Source organism: Marinomonas pollencensis, from assembly GCF_003387375.1.
GTDB classification, from domain to species: Bacteria; Pseudomonadota; Gammaproteobacteria; order Pseudomonadales; family Marinomonadaceae; genus Marinomonas; species Marinomonas pollencensis.
In genome coordinates, this window is sequence record NZ_QUNG01000009.1 from 77,140 (window position 1) to 100,573 (window position 23,434).

Below are 23,434 nucleotides of genomic sequence, written 5' to 3' on the forward strand. Positions count from 1 at the left end.
TCTACTCCTTATCATCCTGTAGGGTAAAAAGCTGATCTGGGCGAATACCAGACTCTAGCCCAGTGCGTTGCCAAGCGTTTGAGAAGCTGCCGTTGGTGATGACCAGAGATGCGTCGGGGAACGAGGCGCACAGGCTCAACAAAAAACGCCGGGAGCCGCGATCAGGGCTGTGTTCACCATCCACTAAAATATACACAGGTTGCGGGTGAGATGCGGCCAAAAAGTCTTGCTGTTGGCTGGCGTCATTCAGTACGCAGCGATCTTGTACGCCAGTTAGACGCTCAGGGATCGGTTGGCTCCATTCAAACAGCCCCCAAGTGTTGTTGAGTGAGGCATTGGGAATGGCGCTGAGGCAGCTTTGCTGATGAAGGCCGGAGGCGTTCAGGTGCTGATCCTGTGCGTCTTTGTTGAGCTTCTCTTTATCCAGTATCTGGCTACGACTTTGTTCTTGATAGCGGCGTTCAATAGCCAGTTCTTGTGTTGTTTTTGGTAGCGTTAAGCGCTTTAAGCGATACATAAAAACACTAAATAGCCCTAATAGAAAGCGAGGTAATACGCCGTATAAGATTAAGCTTGCGAGCAGCAAGTTAGCCCAATGCTGTCTGGTATTGGGTGCTTGAGAAACTATGTCTATGCGACTGGCTAGAATGTCCACTTGGTCTGGCACCGCGATCCCCAGCAGATTAGGCAATACGCTTAATTGTTGGGTAAGCCAAAGAAATTGCTGCTCCCCTAATAAAGTGGTTTCCCAAACAAAATTGACTTGATTGGTAAGCAGTAGTAATAGGGTCATCAGAAAACCAGCAAACAAATAGCAGCACCAAGCGGTATGGGAAATAGCGCTTAGCAGCCAAGGATTGGAGTGTTTAGAGCATTGCCAATGCCAAAATGCAGTGCTGCTGAGTGAGTTTATATGTGAATACTTACCAATCTTGTTGCTTATCAATATAAGGCTCCCAAGTAGGATTCCTTTTGAGCGTGTTGCGCCTCGCCCCAGCGCCAGTAAAGCAATGAACCAGATTAAGAGGTTCACTCCATGAAAACCCAACAGGACAATGAGTAGCCAGAAAATATTGACTGTGCCAGAAGCTGAGACGGCAAACGCAGGTGGCACTGCTAATAAGCCTAAAACAAAGGTAAGGGCAAAAATAAGCCACAAACCACGCTGAAAATAACGTGCTAATTGTGTCACTTGAACAAGATAACTTTGCTCTTTTGGCGTGTTATTGAGTGCTTGTAAAGCGCTGTCTAAATTTGCTGCCTGATGGGGCAAGCGAAAATCCGTATGAGATTCTAACCACGCCGCAACAGACAGACGAGCACGTAAAGAAAGACGGCTAGTTGATGCCTCAAAAGAGAGGTTTTTTTCAGGCAGGGAAGTCATTTATAAACGAACTCTATGGGTAACTTTGGAGGGCTGGCGTTGCATCAATATTTTGCCATGACGCATGTTTAATAAGACTTCTCCTTGATTACGTAGCACGCTGTAATCGTCTTCTCCGCTTAACAAAATCGCATTGGCTGGGTGGCCGACGGCAATGCCGTAATCTTCCAGTTGCATCAGTTTGGCGCTGTTGTCGGTGATAAAATCCAAAGCATGGACAAAGTCGTCATAGCCCATCATTTGGCAGATGTGTAAGCCAAAATCCAATGAGCGCAGCAGCTTGCCATTGCCGAGGGAATACCAAGGGTCAAAAATAGAGTCCTGCGCTAAACCGACGTTCATGCCGGCGGCGGTGAGCTCTTTCACTCGGGTCAAACCACGACGTTTTGGGTAAGAATCAAAGCGGCCTTGTAGGTGAATACTTTCGGTTGGGCAAGATACAAAATGAATTCCTGAATGCTTCAACAAACGAAACAGTTTTGAACAGTAGGCGTTATCATATGAATGCATCGCGGTCGTGTGACTCGCAGTGACTCGATCGCCAATACCTGCTTGCATTGCTTCGTGGGCGAGAAACTCCAAAAAACGCGAATTTGGGTCGTCGATCTCATCACAATGCACATCCACTAAGCGATCGTACTTCAGCGCTAATTGAATTAAGCTCTTAACGGACTTTTCACCTAGCTCGCGAGTGTATTCAAAGTGTGGAATGCCACCGACCACGTCGGCGCCGATCTCCATGGCTTGCTCCATTAGCGCTTCGCCATTTGGGTAAGAGTGGATGCCTTCTTGTGGAAACGCGACGACTTGAATATCCACCGCCTCTTTCAGTTCGTCACGCAGTTCACATAAAGTATGCATAGCAATCAGAGAAGGGTCTGTGGTGTCGATATGAGTTCGAATATGCTGCACACCGTTGTCGATCAGCAGTGACACGGTTTGTTTCACTCGGCGGCGAATATCCTCACGGTTAAGCATAGGCTTGCGTTGTGACCAGCGCTCGATGCCTTCAAACAAGGTGCCGCTGCGGTTCCATTCTGGTTCGCCGGCGGTTAAGGCCGCATCAAGATGAATGTGAGGCTCTACCAATGGCGCGCACAAGAGTTGGCCATGGGCATCGATATCCTGATCCGAAGCACAGACAGATTCTTCCTGTGGCGAAATGGCAGCGAACACGCCATCTTTGATCAGAATCGTATAAAGCCCATCCTTTTGTCTTAATCGCGCGTTAATGACCTTCATCTTCATACTCCTAGACTGGCGTTTTTTTCGTTAGGCTATGCCTTTGTTTTACCTGATGCTTTTATTAAAGGCAAAGGGGCTGCTGTTTTCACCGTTCGAATTGCAAAATGGCTTTGAATATCTTTTACGTGTGGTAAACATTGTAGTCTTTTAAGAATGCGTTCGTAGTCTTGCAGGTCTACAGCGACGACTTCTAAGCGATAATCCGCGCTGCCAGAAACAAGGTGTGCACTGATAATTTCACCAACTTCTAAAATCGCCTTTTCAAAAGCAATGTGCTTATCATCAGCGTGGCTTTTTAAGCGTACCTCAACAAAGACGGTCATTGAAAAACCCGCCTTCTGGCGGTCAATACGAGCGTGATAGCCCTCGATTACGCCCGCGTCTTCTAATTGCTTTACACGACGCAAACAAGGGGAAGGTGATAGGTGTATTTCTTCCGCTAGTGCTACGTTGGTGAGACGTCCATCGGATTGAAGATGAGACAGAATATCTATGTCGGTTTTGTCCATGTTGGCATACTTCATGTTTTATGGGTTTATTTAGGGTGCTGTATGCTAAAAAATAGCCTTATATAAGGTGTAATAGCAAGGACATGCCTAGGCGACAGCGAAGATAATGGCTTATCGATTTCCGTGAGGTAGCCATGACACAAAGTTATTTTGAAAAGCCGCAAAACCTATCAGCATCTGTTCCCCCAAAATATAAGCAATATGCCACAGGGTGGGGGCTCCGCCTTGGTTTATTAGCCGCGTTAGTGAGCATTTTAATTTGGGCTTCTTGGTTGGTCAGTATGCGTGCTGGGATGACCAACGCATTAACTGCGTTTGATCTAGGCATTTTGCGTTTTTCGCCACCGGCATTATTGTTGTGGCCGATTCTTTGGCGCGCTCGTGCGCAAGTTAAAGCGGTATCGCCGATATTATTGCTGGGCATTGTGTGTGGCGCAGGCGTCCCTTTTTTCTACCTAAGCGCCACCGGCTTAAAATATGCGCCAGCGTCCCATGCGGGCTTGTTGATCCTCGGCGCTTATCCATTTTTTGTGACTTTATTGGCGGTGCTTTTTTATCAAGAGAAGGTCAGCCCTGCGCGTAAAATTGGTTTGAGTTTTGTTTGCGCTGGCGTTGTGGTGTTAATGGTGTTGTCGTTATTGAGTGCGCCAGCAGGCACCTGGATAGGGGATTTGATGTTGCTAGGTGCTAGTGTGTTCTGGGCGATATATACCGTCAGCCTCCGTATTGCTGGGCTACCACCCTTGGTCTCTACCGCTTTAATGGGGCTCTCATCCACATTGGTTCTTTTGTTTATGTACGCCACAGGAATGGTGTCTAGCGGATTGGCAGATGCCTCCTGGGATATGCTCGCAGGGCAGGTTCTTGTGCAGAGTTTACTGGTGGGCTTGCTCACTGGGTTTACCTACGGGTATGCCATTCATAAATTAGGCGCAGAAAGTATGGCGGCCATTGGGGCTTTTACGCCAGTACTCGCCGCGCTTATTGCCATCCCTGTGCTTGGTGAACAACTCGAAGGTTACTCCATCGTTGGGCTTATTCTGGTTAGCCTTGGTGTTGTTATTGCCAGTGGCATCTTGAAAAAACGTCCGTGATCAAACCACCACTATTACGACTCTATGACCGGTAGGCTAGTTAAAGCAATGTCTATCGGGAGGAAATAACTCTGCGTAAATTTGATGCCTTACTTGTATTTATGGTTTCATCCTAGGGTAGGTCAAGGCTTTAAGGCTCATCAACAAACGGTCACCAGCGTTTTCTACACCATGCTTAAACGCCAGTGACAAGCGCGTTAACAATGGGGGCAAGGCGAACGCCTTCAAGATGCTGTGCTGAAAATACTGTCATTGGCTGAAAAAGACATTGATGTGATGGCCGAGCTCGTCAAACGTTATCGATGGAGTATTGGATGAATCTATATAAGTTTCAAACGATCAATAACCTCTCGTTAGAAGGGTTAATCAAACATAGCCTATATTTTGCCAGAACTGATCAGTTAAATGACCCAACAGAAGGCATGTTTGCTTTAGAGGGGCACAGTAAAGATTTAAAAAAATTTGGCATTCTTAGTATGACGAAAGGGGAGCCTTCTCAAATAGAAAACTCCCCTTTTATGTGGGCGCATTACAGCAATGAATTAAAAGGTTTCTGTTTGGCTTCGACAGCTTTGTTTCAAGCATAGAGAGTGCCGTTTTATTCAATGGAGATGTGCATTATCAATCGGGTAGAACCTTGTTAGATCCCTTGTCTAGCGACCAAGGGCCAGAGCCGCTATCCGGTGTTGATCATGAGGTTTTGCGCGACAAAAACATGTATCGAAACCTCTTTTTCCAAAAGCCGAAAGAATTTGAGAATGAAAAGGAATATCGTTTTATAACGGAAAAATCCGACTCTCTGCAATATGATCAGAAGTCCTTGTCTAAAATCATCACCGGCGAGCGGATGGAGAGCTGCGATGAAACCGTCTTACTGAGCGTGCTAGGAAACTTAGGGCTGTTAAACAAAGTAGAATACGCGTTCGTACAAAAAGACAGTTTTAAGATCCAGATCGGAAAACTCTTCCTCTAACCCCCTCAAAAATCGATAAAACCACCCTCTTTATGTCTTAAAAGCCGCTCCTATTTTTGAAAACGGCTTCTCATTTCTAACCCTACACGATCGCACTGCGTTGCAAACGCATAACTTGAGCCATAGCGATCGGCTTTTAATGTGCTTAGTTGAAGTATCTAAAAGAGTGCTACAGTGAAATAGATGGCAAGATAAAACAAACACAGGATGTGTAGAGTATTGTTGAAATACTACCCAAGGAGGGTATACTTTGATTTATAAGACAAGAGCGTTTTGTTCTTTAACTAAGAAAGAAGGCATGTCTGATGCTGATTTGATTCAGGCATGTGACGAAATAAAGCGAGGTTTGATCGATGCGGACTTGGGCGGATCACTTTATAAAAAGAGAGTTGCGTCAGGAAACAAAGGTAAGAGTGGAGGCTTTCGTACCCTGATTGGTGCGGTTATTGGTGAGAGGTACTTCTTCTTATATGCATTTGCCAAGAATCAACGAGCAAATATTTCTCATCAAGAAAAACTCGCACTTCGAGAGTTGGCTCAAACTTTTATTTCTTTCGATTCGGAAGAGATAGATCGCCTGATCTTGTCTGGCGAATTAACGACAGTCGGTGCTAGTGGGAAAGGAGAGGATCATGAATGATATTTTAACATCTGTACATAAAACGGCCAAAGGGCTAAGCAAAGCTGGTGTGATAGACAAAACGACTATGCGTAAGTTTGATGCATTGTGCCTCACGTCTATCCATGAATTTACGCCTGAGAAAGTTCGTCAACTGCGACTGGCTAACAACCTCTCTCAACCTGTTTTTGCTCAATACCTAAACGTCAGTGATAAACTCGTCAAAAAATGGGAACAAGGCGAAAGCAAGCCTAGAGGCGCGGCGCTGAAAATGCTGTCGCTGGCTGAGAAAAAAGGGATAGAAGTGATTGCTTAGTTTTATAATTTTAAGCGTACTTATTGTAATCCAGTAGCTAACATCAGCTTCACTTTAAGGAACGTCAAGTTTCTTTCATCAATTTCACTGAAATTGAATTTATGATTAGTGACATCATTAAATCTTTCAATATAGAACTCAAGAAGCGCATCATTTCTACCAGTATAGATCCAAGAGTAGAACTTAGGCAGCTCATAAATAAATTCTTTTCTTAGGTCTGAGCTAGATCCCAGATCAGAACCAACTTTTAAATCAACAATGTTCATTGATTGAAGATTCGTTTTAATCTCTTCAATAGCAGGTAGAAGTGATTTTCTATACGAGTTAGCCAGAGCTACAAGCTCAATATTAGTTATTTCTGCTTCGAATATCATAATCAGGTCTTCAATTTCACCGTTATAATAGTCATTATCTAATCGCTTTTTTGATTCGCTTCTTAGAATATAGAGCTGTTCTAGAGGGTCAGGTTTAGTCTCAATAGCCTGTTTAGAAAGATCTGTTTGATGTTTTTTAAATAAGGCCTGAATCTTTTCAGCAATTTCATCAAGATATTCATAACGAGTTCTGAGAAATTCCAGTAATTCATTTATGTAGAGATCCAAAGTTAAATCCTCTTCATCAACCTCTCTGCTAAATAAATGAACCGTTAAATCTGCTTTTTTTAAGAGGCTTTTAAATGGCCAACTAGCAAAGCGTTTTGAGTCTAATTGGTTTAATGAAACAGGGTGAGCGCCGAAACAAGCTCTTAGAGTTTTAAAGTAGGTGTTGTCATCTTCTCTCTCAATTAGGCGATTATGAAAACATAACTTTTCGCCCTTGAAGGGTTCAGTTTTCTCATTTACAAATACTCTGTGAAGTTGCTTGACTGACTCTAGGATGAGGTCAATAGATGATATGAGGGAATAAACTTGCATGCATTTTACGTCTATATTTGAATCAAGTTCAGGCGCATTTTCTAAATGCCGAACTGAGACACTGATCCAGTCCATACAAGAGCAAACGAGGTTAAAGAGGTTTTTGCCGCCCTTGTCTTTGTAAATATGATAAACGAACTTTGAATTGGAATTAACTAAATCTCTAAAGTCTGAGATTTTTTTATCACTTACAATACCTTTCATTTTGACCACACACCCATTCCTAGAATTGGCCTAAATTTTAATTATTCCTACAGCCTTAGTATCAAAATCAGTTAAGAAATTAGAAAAAGTTAGAGAGTCGCCCTATAACTACCGTTATTAGTGAACTCTCTAACTTTTTACCTAAATCAAATCTGAGTTAGATGTATTTTTATATTCAACAATCCTATTAACTAGAACTAGGCATCAATACGTTTGTATTTGATACGGGTTGGTGTCGCGTCGTTACCGGTACGTTGTTTGTAGTCGGCTTCGTATTCTGCGTAGTTACCTTCAAAGAACACTGCTTTCGAGTCACCTTCGTACGCAAGGATGTGTGTTGCGATACGGTCTAGGAACCAACGGTCATGGGAAATAACAATCGCGGCGCCTGGGAAGGCAAGAAGCGCGTCTTCCAGTGCACGTAAGGTTTCTACGTCAAGGTCGTTGGTCGGCTCATCCAGTAGCAATACGTTGCCGCCTTCTTTGAGCAGTTTTGCAAGGTGCAAACGGTTACGCTCACCACCAGACAGATGCTTAACCAATTTTTGTTGATCAGACCCTTTGAAGTTAAAGCGACCGATGTAAGCTCGAGACGGTACTTTGTAGTTGTGAACCGTGATCATGTCTTGGCCGTCGGCGATTTCTTCAAAAACGGTTTTATCACCGTCCAGTTCACGCATTTGGTCAACGTAAGCCAGTTGCACTGTGTCGCCTAGAGTGACTGTACCTGTGTCTGGTTGTTCGATGCCTGCGATCATTTTGAACAGGGTAGATTTACCCGCGCCGTTACCACCAACCACACCAACGATCGCACCTTGTGGCACTACCATGTTGAAGTCTTCTAGTAGCATCTTGTGTTCGAAGCTTTTGCTCACGCCTTCGATTTCGATGACTTTAGAACCAAGACGTGGTCCTGGTGGAATGTACAATTCGTTGGTTTCGTTACGATCTTGGAACTCTTGGGAGTTCATTTCTTCGAAGCGAGCCAAACGTGCTTTGGATTTCGACTGACGGCCTTTGGCGTTTTGACGAACCCATTCAAGCTCAGATTTAATGGCTTTCTGGTGAGAAGCTTGTTGTTTCGCTTCGGCTTGCAGTCGAGCGTCTTTTTGCTCCAACCAAGAAGAATAGTTGCCTTCGTATGGAATACCGTGTCCACGGTCAAGTTCCAGAATCCAGCCAGCGGCGTTGTCTAGGAAGTAACGGTCGTGGGTAATTGCCACAACGGTGCCTGGATAATCTTTCAAGAAGCGCTCTAGCCAAGCAACGGATTCTGCATCCAAGTGGTTAGTCGGTTCGTCTAGAAGGATCATGTCGGGTTTGTTTAGCAATAGACGACAAAGCGCAACACGGCGACGTTCACCACCAGAAAGGTGCTCTACTTTAGCGTCCCAGTGAGGCAGGCGAAGGGCGTCGGCGGCTACTTCTAGCGCGCGCTCTAGGTTGTGGCCTTCTTTCGCTTCGATCAAGGCTTCAAGTTGACCTTGCTCTTTTGCTAGGGCGTCGAAGTCTGCATCTGGCTCGGCGTATTCCGCGTAAACCGCATCCAAACGTGCCATCGCTTCGATCACATCACTGAAAGCTTCTTCAACGATACCACGGACATTTTTTGTCGGATCAAGGTGAGGTTCTTGCTCTAGGTAGCCGATTTTGATGCCAGGCATAGGGCGAGCTTCGCCGTTATGTTCTGTGTCGACACCTGCCATGATGCGAAGTAGTGTGGATTTACCAGAACCGTTAAGGCCCAATACACCAATTTTGGCGCCAGGGAAGAAAGAAAGAGAGATGTCTTTAAGAATCTCGCGTTTAGGAGGTACGACTTTCCCTACGCGGTTCATGCTGTAAACAAACTGAGCCATAGCGAGTAATAATCCTGAAAGTAGTTAATTAAATAAGATGAAACACGCTTCGTCTGTTATGACTTTTTAATCATTCGAAACCAAGGGTGCTGATGAAACAAAGTGGCATAAGGATAGCACAGCTGACCTTAATGCAGAATAATCAGCGCGGCGCCTAGCACAACTAAAATTGCGCCTAACCAAGCGCCAAAGGAAGGAACCTGCCGAGTGGTAATCCACAGCCCAGGTAAGATCAAAACGGGTACCGTAGCCGACAAGGTTGTCACTAAGCCCACATCAGAATGACCAATCCCCCAGACTAGAACACTCATGCCAATGACCATACCAACAACCGAAATTGTGATCAGCCCTAACGCATCTTTATGTGTCAGTTGTTTAATTGGCAAAGCATTTGTGGGTAAGTGGTGGCGGTAATAAAGACCATAGGCCAAGGCAAGAGCAATCGCACCTGTTGATACCCGTAAAGCTGAAACGGCAATAGGGTCTGCGCCATCGAGCAGTGCGGGTTTGCTGAGCAATGCGCCACTGGCCTGACCGAGTGCGCCGCCCAAGGCCATTAGAATACCAATACTCAAACGGCCTTTTGTTTGTTCCCAGTCATGGGCTTGTGAGCGTTTTCCAAACAGAATGGCAATGATGACGCCACTGAGCACCAAAGCACAGGCAAAAAGCTGCCATAAGGTGAGCACTTCATCTAAAAACAACCAGCTTAATAAAATCGAAATGGGGGCGTTAGTGGCAAATAAAATACCAGCCCGCCTTGGGCCGAGTCGATGTACGGCGCTGAATAAACAGGTGTCACCTAAAAAGATGCCAAGTATTCCAGACAGCATAATGCCATTTTTGTGCGCCCATAAAGTAGGGTCAAAGCGCTGGGTGAGGACACTAATAAAGAGCAAAACCGTGCTAGCGGTGATGATTCGAAAAGTATTGAATCGCATGGTGCCAAAGCGGTCAATTAATCTAGGCGCCATTAAGCTAGAAATGGTCCAGCACAGTGCTGCGACGAGCCCAGATAATTCTGCGAAAGGCATGTTATGTCCTTATTAAAATACGAATGATAGACGCGAGTAGAAAACCTGGTGGTATCTATTGTTTGCTTGGTCGCATTGTACAAAGGTCTGAGTTTATAAATCCAATGCTTCTTTATATAGTGCCCATGGTGGTCACAAAGCGCATGATGCCAGCCATGATCCAAATCATTTTATAGGCGGATGCTAGGCTGCCGTTTGGTAGCTATATTAGGATGAGGTTGGTATTATTCTGGTTAGAAAATAGAGCCGTTTAGACGGTTTTTTCATCCTTTTTACTGTCATTCTGGAAACGCCATGCGATGTCCATTTTGCGGAACGCAAGATACCAAAGTTGTAGATTCCCGCCTAGTCTCAGAAGGCTCTCAAGTGCGCCGTCGTCGTGCTTGTAGCCATTGTCAGGAGCGCTTTACTACATTTGAAGTAGCTGAGTTACAGATGCCAAAGCTGATCAAAAGTGATGGTAGTCGAGAGCTCTTTAACGAAGAAAAATTACGCAGTGGTATTTTAAAAGCCATTGAAAAACGCCCTGTAAGTATTGAAGCGGTAGAAACTGCTATTACTCGTATTATGGAAAAAATGCAGGCCACAGGAGAGCGTGAACTGCCTTCACGTTGGACCGGTGAGGCGGTCATGGAAGAATTACAGCGTCTAGACCAAGTGGCTTATGTGCGTTTTGCCTCCGTCTATCGGAGCTTCAAAGACATTAGCGAATTTCGCGATGCCATTGATCATTTAGAAAGCAATAAAGAAGACGATCAATCATCCCCTGTTTTGAAAGAAGAGAATAAATCATGACCTACAATCACGAATACTGGATGGCTAAAGCGCTGCAATTGGCTCGTAAAGGCTTGTACTCCACGCACCCAAATCCAAGAGTAGGCTGTGTGATTGTGAAAGACGACGAGTTGATTGGTGAAGGTTATCATGTACGGTCTGGTGAAGGTCATGCCGAAGTGAATGCCCTTGCTAATGCCAGCCAAGATGTCGCAGGTGCTACGGCTTATGTGACATTAGAGCCTTGTAGTCATCAGGGTAAAACGCCGCCTTGTGCTGACGCGCTGATCAAAGCTGGTGTCGTGCGTGTTGTGTTTGGTATGCAAGACCCTAACCCTGCGGTGTCAGGTAGCGGTTTGGCAAAACTAAATAACGCCGGAATCGAAGTGGTCGGGCCGGTTTTAGAAGCGGATTGTGAAGCGCTGAATCCTGGTTTTATTAAGCGGATGCGCGAAGGCCTACCCTTTATTCGAGTGAAATTGGCCATGAGCGTGGATGGTCGTACGGCGATGGAATCCGGAGAAAGCCAATGGATTACCGGAGCGGAAGCGCGCCAAGATGTGCAGCGTCTGCGTGCGCAGAGCGATGCCATCATTACCGGAATTGGTTCTGTGTTGGCCGATAACCCCAGTATGACAGTGCGTATTAATGATGCTGATCAAGCGGTAGATGCCAAGCAGGTTCGTCAGCCATTGCGTGTGGTGATGGATACCGCATTATCGATCCTTCCCGAAGCCAAGATTCTCTACCCAACGAAACAGGCGTGTGTGTTTGTGTTGGAAGATGAGGTGGAGTCTGAGCATCTAGATGTTTTACAAGATAAAGGCGTCAGTGTGCGCTTTGCGCCACGTGGTGATGACGGTCGTTTAGACCTACTGGATGCGATGGAACAATTGGCTGACGCGGGCATTAATGAAGTGTTAGTGGAGACGGGTGCTGAGCTTGCTGGTGGTTTTTTACAAGCCGGTTTAGTCGATGAGATCGTTGTCTATATGGCGCCTAAATTAATGGGCTCCAGCGCTCGCCCTATGTTTCAACTACCCTTAGATAAAATGGACGAAGCGCTGAATTTAGAATTAACCTCAGTACGCCAAATAGGTGAAGATTTACGTTTGGTGTATGTGCCTCAATATCTAGAATTTGAAGAAGATGACAGCAACTTAGGCGAAGAGGCTGAATAAATGTTTACAGGTATCGTGGAGTCGCTAGGTGACGTTGCTCAAATAGTACGCAAGGGCGGTGATTTAAGTCTGAAGGTACGTACTGGTAGCTTGTCTATGGCAGAGGTCGTATTGGGCGATAGTATTGCGACGAACGGCGTTTGTTTGACGGTGACACGCCTTGAAGGAGACGCTTTTTGGGCTGATGTATCGGCAGAAACACTGGCTCATACCACCTTATCGGACTGGCATGTGGGGCGTCGTGTTAACTTAGAAAAAGCCTTGCAACCTCATTCCCGTTTGGGAGGCCACCTAGTGAGTGGGCATGTGGACGGTGTTGGCGAAGTGCTGGCAATTTGGCCTGATGCACGAAGCGTACGTTACCGTATCAAGAGTGTGCCAGCCTTAATGCGTTATATTGCATTAAAAGGCTCGGTTTGCATCGATGGTACTAGCCTAACGGTAACCGCATTACGAGACGATACTTTTGAATTAAGCATAGTGCCTCATACGGCGCAAAAAACAGTAATGGAATCTTATCAAGTTGGTGATAAGGTGAATATCGAAGTCGATCAAATTGCGCGCTATCTCGAGCGTTTGTTACTGAGCAATCAAGGCTCGCTTGTCGACACGGTGAAAGAAGAAAAAGACTCATCAATTACCGAGGCTTTTTTAGCTGAACAAGGGTTTATGGGGCGTCGCCGCTAACGGGCGTCTTGGCGTATTTTAGAATACATACAACGATAACCATGAATAAGAAGTGAGACCAACATGGCGTTAAATAGTGTAGATGAAATTTTAGCCGATTTCCGTCAAGGTAAAATGGTCATTTTGATGGACGATGAAGATCGCGAAAATGAAGGTGATTTAATCGTTGCAGCAGAATGTATTACGCCGGAAATTATTAATTTTATGGCGGTTCACGCCCGTGGCCTGATCTGCTTAACCTTAACACCACAGCGTTGCCAACAGCTGAATTTGCCTTTGATGGTTAATGATAACGGCACCGTTTACTCAACTAACTTCACCCTCTCCATTGAAGCAGCAGAAGGAGTTACCACTGGTATTTCTGCAGCTGACCGAGCCCTGACTGTTAAGCGCGCTGTGATGGCGAATGCGAAGCCAAGTGATATTGTCCAACCGGGCCATGTGTTTCCATTAATGGCCCGAGCTGGCGGGGTGCTAAGTCGTGCAGGACACACTGAAGCAGGCTGTGATTTGGCACGAATGGCAGGTTATGAAGGGGCTTCTGTTATCGTTGAAATAATCAATGATGATGGAACTATGGCGCGTCGACCAGATTTAGAGAAGTTTGCCGAGAAACACGACATAAAAATTGGTACAATCGCCGATCTGATACATTATCGTACGCTGAATGAGACCACAGTGGTTCGTGAAGACGAACGTACAGTGCAAACGGAAGCGGGCGAATTCAACCTGATTACCTATCGCGATACCGTTCAGGGCTTGTCGCATCTGGCTTTTGTGAAAGGTGAGATTAAAGCCGATGAGCCGAGCTTAGTTCGTGTTCATGTGGCAGATCCAGCACGAGATTTTGCCGGTATTGTCAGCGACTCGGATGAACCTCGTTGGTCAATGAGTAAGTCACTGGAATACGTAGGTAAAGCTGGACAAGGTGTGGTTGTTTTGATCGACAGCCCAGAAAAAACGAATGATTTAGCGAGTAGTTTTGCGGCTTCGCTATCTCCATCTACTGGCAAAGGGGCAGATCAAAGCGGTTCTGGCACCTATTTGACAGTCGGTACTGGGTCACAAATTTTGCGGGACCTTGGTATTCGTAAAATGCGTTTATTAAGCTCACCGAAGAAATTTTCGGTGACGGGCTTCGATTTAGAAGCGGTTGAATTTATTCCTTATCCGGGTGCAGATACTGCAGCCGTGAAACAAGATTAAGAGAGATGATAATGAACGATATTACTACTTACGAAGGTCACTTCGCGGCACCTGGTGCGAAATTCGCGTTGGTTGTTGGTCGCTTTAATAGCTACATTGTTGAAAGTTTATTAGAAGGTGCTGTGGATACATTAGTACGCCACGGTATTCGCAAAGAAGATTTAACCATTGTTCGTGCACCAGGTGCATTTGAAATTCCAGTGGTAGTAAAAAAAGTGGCAGATCAAGGAAAGCATGATGCCATTATCGCATTAGGTGCGGTGATTCGTGGTGGTACGCCACATTTTGAATATGTGGCAGGTGAATGTGTGAAAGGCCTAGGCCAATTAGCGCTACAATATGGTATTCCGGTATCTTTCGGCGTGTTGACCGTAGATACCATTGAGCAGGCGATTGAGCGTGCGGGCACAAAAGCGGGTAATAAAGGAGCAGAAGCCGCAATTTCTGCTCTAGAAACCGTGGCTGTCCTACGTAGTCTGGATAACTGAGGCAGAAAATGAGCGAAGTGGAAACAACAAACGACCAAAATCCGGCACCGAAGAAACGTAAGGCTAAAAAACCTTCTCGTTCTCAAATGCGCAGTGCTTCTCGTCGTTTGGCATTACAAGCGATTTATCAATGGCAGATGAACCATTCATCGGTCAACGAAATCGAAACACAATTCACCCTAGACCAAGACATGAGCGATTGTGACAAGGCCTATTTCCGTGAGTTGTTGCAAGGTGTGACTAGCCGTGCAAAAAAATTAGACGATTTGTTCGAAGAGCTATTAGACCGTTCTTTGAGTGAATTAGACTCTATTGAGCTTGCCGTAATGCGTATCGGTGCGTTCGAATTGTCTGAACGTTTGGATGTTCCATATCGTGTTGTTATCAATGAAAGTGTTGAACTGGCGAAAGGCTTTGGTGCAACTGAAAGCCATAAATACGTAAATGGTATTCTTGATAAGCTAGCACAGCGTGTGCGTCGCGAAGAAATTGCAGCGCGTCGCAACAGCTAATTTTCTATGAGGTTTGTGTGACAATGCTTAAACCTCGAAGGTAATAGCTGTTTAGCAACAACAGTGACAATGAATAGCGCTATCAATAGATAGCCAAGAGCCCCCATAGGAGCGCTGAAAAGCAAAACCTAGGGGGCTTTTTTATGTCGGTAACCTGACGTTGGTGTGAGTCGAAATACCTCTTAGTTGTGCGGCTTCTTAACCTGATATAAGGCGAAGACTCGATAAAATCATGAATACGCGAGTAGAGGTCGTTTTTAGGCAGAGCGATAGGCAAAGAAACATGCTATTTTCGCTTGGGTTGGCTGCTGTTTTGGGCGTCACCTTGATGGAAATAATCGTGTTTTGGCCTCTTGTTGCAGGCAAAAACTTGCTGCTTGTCATCCGTGTGGATAAGGATATTTATGGTTCAAGTCTTAATGACAGTTTGGGCTCTGTTGCTGGGTGTTGTGCTGATTATGCTGGGCAACGGCATGCAATTTACACTGATTGGTTTGCGCGGTGGAATTGAGGGGTTTTCATCGGCCGAACTCGCGATTATTACCTCAGGTTATTATGTTGGCTTCTTGTTGGGCGCGCGATTCTCGCCGGCCTTAATTCGCCGAGTTGGACATGTTCGTGTATTTGCTGCACTGGGCAGTTTTATGTCAGCTGGGGTCATTGCGTTACCATTACTGGCTGAGCCTTGGGCGTGGACAATATTGCGCCTGCTATTAGGCTTTTGTATGTCTGGCATTTATGTGGTGGCTGAAAGTTGGTTGAATGCGGCGGCAAGTAATGCCACACGAGGTAAGGTGTTATCAGCTTACATGATTGCTCAAACCTTAGGCGTAATTGGCGCGCAAGGTTTGTTAGGGTTTGGTGATGCGAGTAACTCAGCATTATTTATTGGTGCTTCAATTTTAGTGTCGATTTCATTTGCCCCGATTCTTCTGTCGGTGTCCTCTGTACCTGTAGTGGAAGTGGCGAAGCCGATGTCCCTACGCACCCTCTTTTCAGGCTCCCCGTTGGGCACAGTAGGTATATTTCTGCTGGGTGGTGTGTATGCCGCTCAAACGGGTATGGGGGCCGTTTTTGGCAGTCAAATAGGCATGAGTGCGAACAGTATCGCGTTGTTTGTTGCCATGTTGTTTGCTGGTGCGCTGATTCTACAATATCCCATTGGTTGGCTATCAGACCGAGTTGATCGTAGTAAGTTGATCCTTGGACTGTCCTGTATTGGTTGCCTCTTTTGTGTGATGGGTTGGTTATTAGGCAATGTTTTTTGGTCTTTAATGGTGGCGGCTTTCTTTTCAGGAGGGGTCACTGTTCCTCTGTATTCGCTGTTTCTTGCTTACACTAATGACTCTTTATCAACCGATGATATGCCCGCGGCTTCTGGTGGTTTGGTATTTACCTTTGGTTTAGGTGCTATTGGTGGCCCCTTGATTAGTGGTTGGATGATGCAGGTTTTTGGCCCTTTTGTGTTTTGGTTGGCGATGGCTGTGACGTTTGCTTGTATTGCGCTTTATGCCCTGTATTACATGGCTCAGAAAGGGGCCGTTGTACCAGTGGAAGAAACAGACAGCTACTTGGGTGTATTGCCAACGGCTTCGGTTGTTGCTGTTGAAGCGGCTGGTGAGTGGGCTGTTGAGCATAGTGAAGCAGAGGCAGCAGAAGCAGAGGCAGAGGCAGAAGCTAAGAATAAAGACCAGAAAAGTTAGGTGAAGGGCGCTAGATAAATTTACTGTGTTTTACAGTACTATAGCGTCACTGAATGATTGATAGAGAGACATGAGTATACCGATTAAAAATATCACCGAGTCTGAGGTGTCTTGCTCTAACTGTGAGGCGTGTTGTTGTCGCCTAGAAGTGATGATCATTACTGACACGGGAGTGCCAGAAGAGCATATCTCGGTTGATGAGTGGGGCGCTGAAACCATGCTTCGTTTAGACGACGGCTGGTGTTCTGCAGTCGATCGTGAAACCTTGATGTGTACTATTTATGAGAATCGCCCTTGGATTTGTCGTGAATTTGAGATGGGGTCTTATGAGTGTTTGGATGAAAGGGCTGAGATTTTAGGTCGTTAACGCCGAATCAAAGTAACGATCATCAACCTGCTTTGCGCGTTTTCGAGTCGCAGCTGTCGCGCCAATGGGGTATCCTCTTTACGGATCAATAGCAGCCTCTATAGAGATCAGTGTGAAGCAGGTATAGGGCTGTAATTAAGGCATTACGTCGTATCAGAAAAAGGGCATTCTATTGAAAGAATTTGAGTTAATACAAAACATCTTTCAAGCGTCAATGATGGCCAACACCCAAGGTCGCGATGATATTTTAGTCGGCATTGGGGATGATTGCGCCCAGGTGGCTGTGCCGCCAGGACAGAGTTTGGTGTTTTCCATGGATACCTTGGTAGAAGGACGCCATTTTCCGTTAGACGCTGACCCCGTTGATATCGGCTATCGCGCCGTCGCAACCTGTGTCAGTGATTTGGCCGCGATGGGGGCCAAGCCTGCCTTTTTTACCTTGGCATTAACCATCCCCGAATCCGACCCTCAATGGCTTGCTGGGCTTGCTCAAGGAATGGCAGAGTTAGCGGAGCCAATCGGTTTGATTTTAGTGGGTGGCGACACCACAAAAGGGCCACTAACCCTGACCTTGCAAGTGCATGGTTATGTAGAAGCAGGGCAGACAGCATTGCGTTCTCACGCTAAGCTTGGGGACGATATTTATGTCACTGGATTACTCGGTGATGCTTCGGCCGCGGTGCCGATCGTGACCGGAGAAGTACAAGTATCCAGTGAACGATTTGATTACTTCTACGATCGTTTTTGGCGCCCTGCGCCACGCCTTATTGCAGGTATGGCGTTAAAGCGAGTAGTGCATGCCATGATGGATATCTCCGATGGACTCGCACAAGATCTACAACACATCCTTAAGGCGTCTGGAGTAGGGGCAAAGTTAGATGCTCACGCTCTGCCTATTTCTGATACCTTGTGTCAGTGGCAACCAGAAGCCGCAGTTACGCTAGCACTAACCGGTGGCGATGATTACGAGCTTTGTTTTACCGCAGCACCTGAGATGGCAGATGAGATTGCTTTGATTACTCAAACATTACACCTGCCTTGCACGAAAGTCGGCAAAATTGTTGCGTCTGGTTTTGATATCGATGGTTATCAGGGCGAGCGACATGGCTGGCAACATTTTTAAGAGTCGATGAGACTCATCGATTCGCATATAGATTTTAATAAACACGGAAAAACATTCATGGCTCACCCTGTTCCCCGCTCCATTTGGCGCAACCCTATTCACTTCTTAGCCTTCGGTTTAGGCTCTGGTGCCGCTCCCAAAGCACCTGGTACTTTTGGTACTCTAGCGGCCATTATCCCTTTCTTTTTTGTGTTACAGCACCTTAATGCCCAGCAATACTTACTGATGCTGGTGGTCACTTCCTTAATTGGTATTTTCTTGTGCCACAAAACCGCTAAAGACTTAGGCGTGCATGATCATTCTGGGATCGTCTGGGATGAGTTTGTTGGCTTCTGGATTACTATGTGGCTCGCGCCAACGGGTTGGTTATATATCTTGTTGGGTTTTGTGCTGTTTCGCTTGTTTGATATTCTGAAGCCTTGGCCAATTTCTTGGTTGGATAAACACGTCCATGGTGGCTTTGGCATTATGATCGATGACATTCTGGCCGGTGTTATGTCGTTTGTTGTGCTTCAGGCTCTTATCTATTTTGTTTTTTAGTCGATTTAGCTAGCCGAATTATTGTCAGAAAAAAGAGTACTTATCCAAATGTATGCTATCTCAGCAAAAGAGGTTTTATCTTACTTTTTAGGGGACTGGAAAGTGGAGCGGACGATTTCGGGGTTTGGTGATGTCTCTGGGGAAGCCCATTTTCATCGCCATGCTGACAATGAACAATGGCTCGACTTCCAAGAGGCTATGGTATTGCCTGGTTCTGAGGCGCATAAACCCAATGCGTTTAGACGCTATACTTATCGTATGACAGAAGCGGGCTTTGACATTTACTTTTCTGACGGCGCAACAGATGGAGCATTATTTTTAAGCTTCGCGTTTACTCAGGCCAGCCTGCTAACCTCTCATCATCTTTGTATAAAAGATCATTATAATGCCAAGTTTGAGTTTCTCTCCGAGCAGGAATTTGTACTGAGCTTTACGGTGGAAGGCCCCAAAAAAGATTATTCCATTCACACTCGTTTTATCAAGCAGCTAGGCTAAACGTCCGCCTATATAAGGTATGACGTTTTATGAGCCTTATTGGTTAATGTCGATCGTTGCGTCTAAGATGCGCTTCAAAACCGCGAATAATCAGCGATAAGGTCAGGGTTAGTACCAAGTACATAAAAGCCACGACATTATAAGTCTCAAAAAATTGAAATGATGATGCGCTGAATATCTTGCCCAGCTGCGTGATGTCTTGTACGCCGAGTACCGATACCAAGGCAGAATCTTTGATCATGGCCACAAAGTCGTTGCCCAGTGGCGGCAGGATCTTACGAATAGCCTGTGGAAAGACAATAAAACGAAAACGTTGCCAATTGGATAAGCCAAGTGCTTGAGCGGCTTCAACTTGCCCTTTACTGACCTCTTGAATGCCGGCACGAAACACCTCTGCGATGAATGCACTGTAACTAATGGATAAGGCAAAAACTGCGCGCCATAGCATGCTGAAATCGCGACTTCTAGCTTTGTCGATTAAGCCTGCCTCTATCGGTATTTGCAGTGCCCAGTTGTACAGCTTCACTAATTCTGGGGCGCCAACAAAAGCAATGTAGAACAATAAGACAAGCACAGGTATGCCGCGAATGATCTCCACATAGAAACGACTGCATTCTCGTACAATACGCCATCGAGAGAAGCCTGCAACGGCCACCAATAAGCCTATAATAGAGGCTAATAAGAATGCGCTTAAAGTCACGCCTAAGGTAGTTAGTAAGCCTTTACTTAGGGTGTTCGCAATACGCTGGTAGCTTTGGTCTGCGACCATGTGCCAAAGTAGCGTTACAGAAATGATAATGGTTGCGACTAGCCACCAAGGCGTGCGTTCTAAGGTGTTTTTAAAGGGCATAATGATCAAAATAGCTAGACCGCCGGATGCGATCGGATGAGTTCAAACTGGGCCATCGCGTTATGAATAACGCGATGGCCCAGAAGGCTTAGTGGTGTTGATTGTAATCAAAGAACCATTTTTGATTTAGCGCGTCCATTGTTCCATCTTTTTGCATGCTCATAATGGCGGCATTAATAGGTTGTCGCAAATCAGATCCTGGCGTCAGAATAAAACCAAAATCTTCAGTTCCAAGCGGGCCGCCGACGATTTTAAAAGCGCCTGGGTTAGCGCCGATATAACCACGAGCGGATGTTGCGTCCATTAATACGCTGTCTACATCGCCAGTCTTTAGTGCTTGAACGGACGCGCCAAAGGTTTCGAGCAAGGTGATTCTTGGGTTGTCTTCGTTGCCATCCAAGACATCGTACACCGCCACGTAAAAGTTTGTGGTACCAGGTTGGGCGCCAAATTGAAGATCTTTATTAGCTGCAAAGGATTTTGCATCATCAAAGCGAGTTTCGTCGGCTCTTACCAGCATAAATTGTTGTGAGGTCATATATGGAATCGAAAAGTCGATTTGCTGCGCACGTTCTGCATTGATCGTGATGCCGTCCATACCAATGTCATATTGGCCTTGTTTCACCCCTTGGATCATGGTGTCCCAGCTACTGAGTTGCCAATCGACTTTAGCATTTAAGCGGCGGGCAATTTCATTCATAGCATCATATTCCCAGCCAATACCTTCGCCTGTAGTTGGGTCCACGAAGTTGAGAGGGGTGTAAGCATTTTCTGTTACGGCGACAATGGTGCGACCTTTTAGGTCTGGTAAATTCTCTGCTTGGCTTAGTCCACTGAAGGTGACAGCGACAGCAAGAGCAAGACATGAAATAAGAGATTTCATGAATGGTTATCCTTCGAAGGCAAAGAGTTTTTGGGATGATCGATCATTTTGTTGGGATTATACACAGGTCAAGAATGACCGACTACGCCATCCTTATAGAGTTAATCAATGAAGGTCTAAAAACAAGATTAAGTAGGTATGAAGTGGTAAGTTTTCGGCTAAAAGCGTATATTCCCCTCTTTATTAAGGTTTGCAAAGACGCGCTGAAAATTGCCCTAATGGCCGTGTCTTTGCTGGAACAATAAAGGCTGCTATGACGCGCGAATTAGATCAAAAACAAGCTTTTCAAACACATTGTTTGGCTCAAATGGGAGTGACCTCTTGGTTGTCTGCTTCGAGTGAGGTTGTGGGTCATGTGTTTTACGCGCCTCAGCCCTGGGCGATGGATCAAGCTTTTGAAGCAAGCGTAACGCCAGCTTTGGATACCTCAGCACCGACGCAAGGTTTTAGCGCCGGTTTGCCAGATACTGAGCCTAAAATTATTGCGCCAGAAGAGAAAGAGCAGTCCGTAGCGCACTTACGAGAGCAGCTAAGCGCTGGCCCTGAAATTGTAGTTGAAGACCTGCAGCCAATTGAAGAGCTAGCTGTAGATATCGAGGTTGCGATTGAAGAGGTGCCCACAACGAGTAGCATTTCGCAGATTGAATTGCGGGCCTATGCATTGGCTGGAGAACTGTTGATTGTAAGTGAGGTACCAGTCTCCTTTACTCAGCAAGAGGATATTGATCATTTGGCAGTTAAAATGGGACAGGCATTATTAAAAACGCCAGTCGATGAGTGGACAAGTCGAGGCTTGTCCTGGCCTGGAGCATTAAGAAACCCCTACTTTCTGACGCGACAAGATTGGTTGCTAGGCGCGTTAGAAAGTTTTCTAAATGGCTTGGTTGGCACATTTACTCGAGCGCCTAAAGTTGTTCTTGCCGGGGATCATATTGCCACACTGTATGATGAATTATCAGACGACTGTGTGATTAAAGCGTTTCCTGTCGCGCGTATTGTGAGTTTGCCAGAACTGTATCGTATACCAGAACTGCGTAAAGACGCTTGGCAAGTTATGCAGCGAGCACTATTTTAGGCCATTGCTTTAATCTTGTTCCCTTTGTTTGGCTCGTATTTAGTTAGTAGCTTCTTTCACCATTAATCATGGATTTTTTTAGTGATGCCCTCGTTTACAACCCGCCCTGCTACAGAGAAAGATTTCGCTGCGATTTTGCGCTTGGATCAAAGCTCGAACCCTTACCCTTGGAGTGATGCATTGATAGAAGAGGCATTGGCTTCGCGGTTTAATTGGCTGGTTGAGCAAAACACTGGGACAAGCGAAGCCAGAGTGGTAGCTTGGTTAACGGCTTCGATGTTACTGGAACAATCAGAATTAGAGTTAATCGTGGTGGATCAAACTCAGCGCCGCCAAGGATTGGGTAGGAAATTACTGGAGACTTGGATTGAGCAGATGGTAGCTAAAGGTGTGCTTGAATGTTTGTTAGAAGTACGTGAATCAAACCTTGGCGCTATCCATTTATACCGTTCTCTGGGTTTTATAGAGGTGGGACGCCGGAAGAATTATTATGCGACAGAGCAGGGTAAAGAAGCGGCATGCTTGTTTACCTTAACGATTTAAACGAGTCGTTGCGAAACCTCTCTAGATATTGAATAGCAGCAACAGAAAAAGGAATCAGATCATGAGTCAAGTATTAGTGCCGATTGCCAATGGCAATGAGGAAATTGAAGCGATCACCATTATCGATGTTTTACGCCGTGGCGGCGTTGATGTAACGGTAGCCAGCATTCATGAGGCAAAAAGCATCACGGGAGCGAATGGTTGCAAAATTGAAGCGGACACCCTGCTAACAGAAGTATCAGCAGTGCAGTACGATGCGATTGTATTACCAGGTGGTATGCCAGGCGCGGAGCATTTGCGTGATTGTGAGCTTTTGGTCGATATGTTGGAAAAGCATGACATACAGGATGCTTTATTGGCGGCTATTTGTGCTTCTCCTGCGCTGGTCTTTGGTACTCATGGTTTTGTGGTAGATAAGCAAGCAACTTGTTATCCAGGTTTTGAAGCTGGCTTGACTGGCGCAGAATACATTGCCGATCAACCGGTTGTTATGGACGATAATATTATTACCGGACAAGGACCAGCAGCGGCCATGACATTTTCTTTGGCGGTATTGGCAAATTTGAAAGGCTACGAAGCTGCTCAAGAAGTAGCCAATGGGCTTTTGTGTTAACGCAGCCGGGCGCAATGATTATTCCTGACCAAAAAGTCAATTAAAAAATGCACGAAAGGCTTATTTTTTCTCTATTTCCGCGGCTTTGCGGTGGACGCTAAGGGCTGATCGGAGTAAAATTGGGCAGATTTTTTGAACGCGAGATCTATTAATAATTGGTTAATAGATGAACGGCAAAAACGCAAATTCTTAAAAGCGAGATGGGCCGGTGGCTTGTCTCGCTTTTTTGCAACCTGATAGGCT

General features: G+C 45.7%; 27 protein-coding genes. 19 read left to right on the forward strand and 8 right to left on the reverse strand.

The features are described from left to right. Window position 1 precedes the first annotated feature (1 nt). The 3 genes from DFP81_RS13090 to DFP81_RS13100 are packed head-to-tail and all read right to left on the reverse strand — an operon-like array spanning window position 2 to window position 3,138. Window positions 2-1,384, reverse strand: coding sequence for a DUF2868 domain-containing protein (locus DFP81_RS13090; RefSeq protein ID WP_115898348.1), 1,383 nt, complete (start codon window positions 1,382-1,384; stop codon window positions 2-4). After that, a complete protein-coding gene (codA, locus tag DFP81_RS13095; RefSeq protein ID WP_115898349.1) occupies window positions 1,385-2,626 on the reverse strand; it encodes a cytosine deaminase in 1,242 nt (413 codons plus the stop codon). Between the two features lie 35 nt (window positions 2,627-2,661). Beyond that, on the reverse strand, window positions 2,662-3,138 hold the full coding sequence (locus DFP81_RS13100) for an Lrp/AsnC family transcriptional regulator (protein ID WP_115898350.1): 477 nt from the start codon (window positions 3,136-3,138) through the stop codon (window positions 2,662-2,664). A gap of 134 nt (window positions 3,139-3,272) precedes the next feature. On the opposite strand from DFP81_RS13100, the gene DFP81_RS13105 reads away from it, so the two are divergent. The 5 genes from DFP81_RS13105 (at window position 3,273) to DFP81_RS13125 (ending at window position 6,140) form a co-directional block, all read left to right on the forward strand. Continuing rightward, the gene (locus tag DFP81_RS13105) at window positions 3,273-4,232 is read left to right on the forward strand and encodes a DMT family transporter (protein WP_115898351.1); all 960 of its coding nucleotides are present in this window, start codon (window positions 3,273-3,275) and stop codon (window positions 4,230-4,232) included. Window positions 4,233-4,546: 314 nt separating this feature from the next. Beyond that, the gene (locus DFP81_RS13110; protein WP_115898352.1) at window positions 4,547-4,819 is read left to right on the forward strand and encodes a hypothetical protein; all 273 of its coding nucleotides are present in this window, start codon (window positions 4,547-4,549) and stop codon (window positions 4,817-4,819) included. 26 nt (window positions 4,820-4,845) lie between these two features. Further along, window positions 4,846-5,205 (forward strand): hypothetical protein, encoded by a 360-nt coding sequence (locus DFP81_RS13115; protein WP_147299453.1) that lies wholly within the window; start codon window positions 4,846-4,848, stop codon window positions 5,203-5,205. Between the two features lie 250 nt (window positions 5,206-5,455). Continuing rightward, complete coding sequence (locus DFP81_RS13120; RefSeq protein WP_245959161.1) at window positions 5,456-5,845, forward strand: type II toxin-antitoxin system RelE/ParE family toxin; 390 nt, start codon at window positions 5,456-5,458, stop codon at window positions 5,843-5,845. Beyond that, window positions 5,838-6,140 (forward strand): helix-turn-helix domain-containing protein, encoded by a 303-nt coding sequence (locus tag DFP81_RS13125; protein WP_115898354.1) that lies wholly within the window; start codon window positions 5,838-5,840, stop codon window positions 6,138-6,140. The genes DFP81_RS13120 and DFP81_RS13125 overlap by 8 nt, the downstream gene beginning before the upstream one ends. 20 nt (window positions 6,141-6,160) lie before the next feature. Here the strand turns inward: DFP81_RS13125 and DFP81_RS13130 are convergent, their stop codons facing one another. From DFP81_RS13130 to DFP81_RS13140, 3 genes are all read right to left on the reverse strand, one after another. Next, a complete protein-coding gene (locus DFP81_RS13130) occupies window positions 6,161-7,258 on the reverse strand; it encodes a hypothetical protein (RefSeq protein ID WP_115898404.1) in 1,098 nt (365 codons plus the stop codon). Window positions 7,259-7,455: 197 nt separating this feature from the next. Further along, window positions 7,456-9,117 carry an energy-dependent translational throttle protein EttA gene (gene ettA / locus DFP81_RS13135; RefSeq protein WP_115898355.1) on the reverse strand — a complete coding sequence of 554 codons (1,662 nt, stop codon included), beginning with the start codon at window positions 9,115-9,117 and terminating at the stop codon, window positions 7,456-7,458. Between the two features lie 128 nt (window positions 9,118-9,245). After that, window positions 9,246-10,151 (reverse strand): DMT family transporter, encoded by a 906-nt coding sequence (locus DFP81_RS13140; RefSeq protein WP_115898356.1) that lies wholly within the window; start codon window positions 10,149-10,151, stop codon window positions 9,246-9,248. Between the two features lie 294 nt (window positions 10,152-10,445). On the opposite strand from DFP81_RS13140, the gene nrdR reads away from it, so the two are divergent. The 11 genes from nrdR to DFP81_RS13195 all read left to right on the forward strand — a co-directional run bounded on the left by nrdR (window position 10,446) and on the right by DFP81_RS13195 (window position 19,227). Next, the gene (nrdR, locus tag DFP81_RS13145; RefSeq protein ID WP_115898357.1) at window positions 10,446-10,946 is read left to right on the forward strand and encodes a transcriptional regulator NrdR; all 501 of its coding nucleotides are present in this window, start codon (window positions 10,446-10,448) and stop codon (window positions 10,944-10,946) included. Next, window positions 10,943-12,106 carry a bifunctional diaminohydroxyphosphoribosylaminopyrimidine deaminase/5-amino-6-(5-phosphoribosylamino)uracil reductase RibD gene (gene ribD / locus DFP81_RS13150; protein WP_115898358.1) on the forward strand — a complete coding sequence of 388 codons (1,164 nt, stop codon included), beginning with the start codon at window positions 10,943-10,945 and terminating at the stop codon, window positions 12,104-12,106. The genes nrdR and ribD overlap by 4 nt, the downstream gene beginning before the upstream one ends. After that, window positions 12,107-12,793: a riboflavin synthase gene (locus DFP81_RS13155; RefSeq protein WP_115898359.1), complete on the forward strand. Its 687-nt coding sequence runs from the start codon at window positions 12,107-12,109 to the stop codon at window positions 12,791-12,793. A 63-nt stretch (window positions 12,794-12,856) separates the two neighbouring features. Continuing rightward, window positions 12,857-13,999 (forward strand): bifunctional 3,4-dihydroxy-2-butanone-4-phosphate synthase/GTP cyclohydrolase II, encoded by a 1,143-nt coding sequence (ribBA, locus tag DFP81_RS13160; protein ID WP_115898360.1) that lies wholly within the window; start codon window positions 12,857-12,859, stop codon window positions 13,997-13,999. 11 nt (window positions 14,000-14,010) lie between these two features. Then, entirely contained in the window at window positions 14,011-14,487 is a 477-nt protein-coding gene (gene ribH / locus DFP81_RS13165) for a 6,7-dimethyl-8-ribityllumazine synthase (protein ID WP_115898361.1), read from the forward strand. An 8-nt stretch (window positions 14,488-14,495) separates the two neighbouring features. Next, complete coding sequence (nusB, locus tag DFP81_RS13170) at window positions 14,496-14,999, forward strand: transcription antitermination factor NusB (protein ID WP_115898362.1); 504 nt, start codon at window positions 14,496-14,498, stop codon at window positions 14,997-14,999. Between the two features lie 404 nt (window positions 15,000-15,403). After that, window positions 15,404-16,702, forward strand: coding sequence for an MFS transporter (locus DFP81_RS13175; RefSeq protein ID WP_115898363.1), 1,299 nt, complete (start codon window positions 15,404-15,406; stop codon window positions 16,700-16,702). A gap of 70 nt (window positions 16,703-16,772) precedes the next feature. Further along, window positions 16,773-17,069, forward strand: coding sequence for a YkgJ family cysteine cluster protein (locus DFP81_RS13180; protein WP_115898364.1), 297 nt, complete (start codon window positions 16,773-16,775; stop codon window positions 17,067-17,069). 172 nt (window positions 17,070-17,241) lie between these two features. Next, on the forward strand, window positions 17,242-18,192 hold the full coding sequence (thiL, locus tag DFP81_RS13185) for a thiamine-phosphate kinase (protein ID WP_115898365.1): 951 nt from the start codon (window positions 17,242-17,244) through the stop codon (window positions 18,190-18,192). Between the two features lie 57 nt (window positions 18,193-18,249). Beyond that, a complete protein-coding gene (locus tag DFP81_RS13190) occupies window positions 18,250-18,732 on the forward strand; it encodes a phosphatidylglycerophosphatase A family protein (RefSeq protein WP_115898366.1) in 483 nt (160 codons plus the stop codon). A gap of 48 nt (window positions 18,733-18,780) precedes the next feature. Then, window positions 18,781-19,227 (forward strand): DUF6314 family protein, encoded by a 447-nt coding sequence (locus DFP81_RS13195; RefSeq protein ID WP_115898367.1) that lies wholly within the window; start codon window positions 18,781-18,783, stop codon window positions 19,225-19,227. 43 nt (window positions 19,228-19,270) lie between these two features. Here DFP81_RS13195 and DFP81_RS13200 read toward each other — a convergent pair whose 3' ends face one another. Together DFP81_RS13200 and DFP81_RS13205 are read right to left on the reverse strand one after the other, a co-directional pair. Next, the gene (locus tag DFP81_RS13200) at window positions 19,271-20,077 is read right to left on the reverse strand and encodes an amino acid ABC transporter permease (protein WP_115898368.1); all 807 of its coding nucleotides are present in this window, start codon (window positions 20,075-20,077) and stop codon (window positions 19,271-19,273) included. Between the two features lie 88 nt (window positions 20,078-20,165). After that, window positions 20,166-20,960, reverse strand: coding sequence for a transporter substrate-binding domain-containing protein (locus tag DFP81_RS13205; protein WP_115898369.1), 795 nt, complete (start codon window positions 20,958-20,960; stop codon window positions 20,166-20,168). 253 nt (window positions 20,961-21,213) lie between these two features. Here DFP81_RS13205 and DFP81_RS13215 point away from each other — a divergent pair, with 253 nt between their 5' ends. The 3 genes from DFP81_RS13215 (at window position 21,214) to DFP81_RS13225 (ending at window position 23,191) form a co-directional block, all read left to right on the forward strand. After that, a complete protein-coding gene (locus DFP81_RS13215; protein ID WP_115898371.1) occupies window positions 21,214-22,035 on the forward strand; it encodes a hypothetical protein in 822 nt (273 codons plus the stop codon). An 84-nt stretch (window positions 22,036-22,119) separates the two neighbouring features. Further along, on the forward strand, window positions 22,120-22,578 hold the full coding sequence (rimI, locus tag DFP81_RS13220; protein ID WP_245959162.1) for a ribosomal protein S18-alanine N-acetyltransferase: 459 nt from the start codon (window positions 22,120-22,122) through the stop codon (window positions 22,576-22,578). 61 nt (window positions 22,579-22,639) lie between these two features. Beyond that, window positions 22,640-23,191 (forward strand): DJ-1 family glyoxalase III, encoded by a 552-nt coding sequence (locus tag DFP81_RS13225; protein WP_115898373.1) that lies wholly within the window; start codon window positions 22,640-22,642, stop codon window positions 23,189-23,191. The last annotated feature ends 243 nt before the right edge of the window (window positions 23,192-23,434 follow it).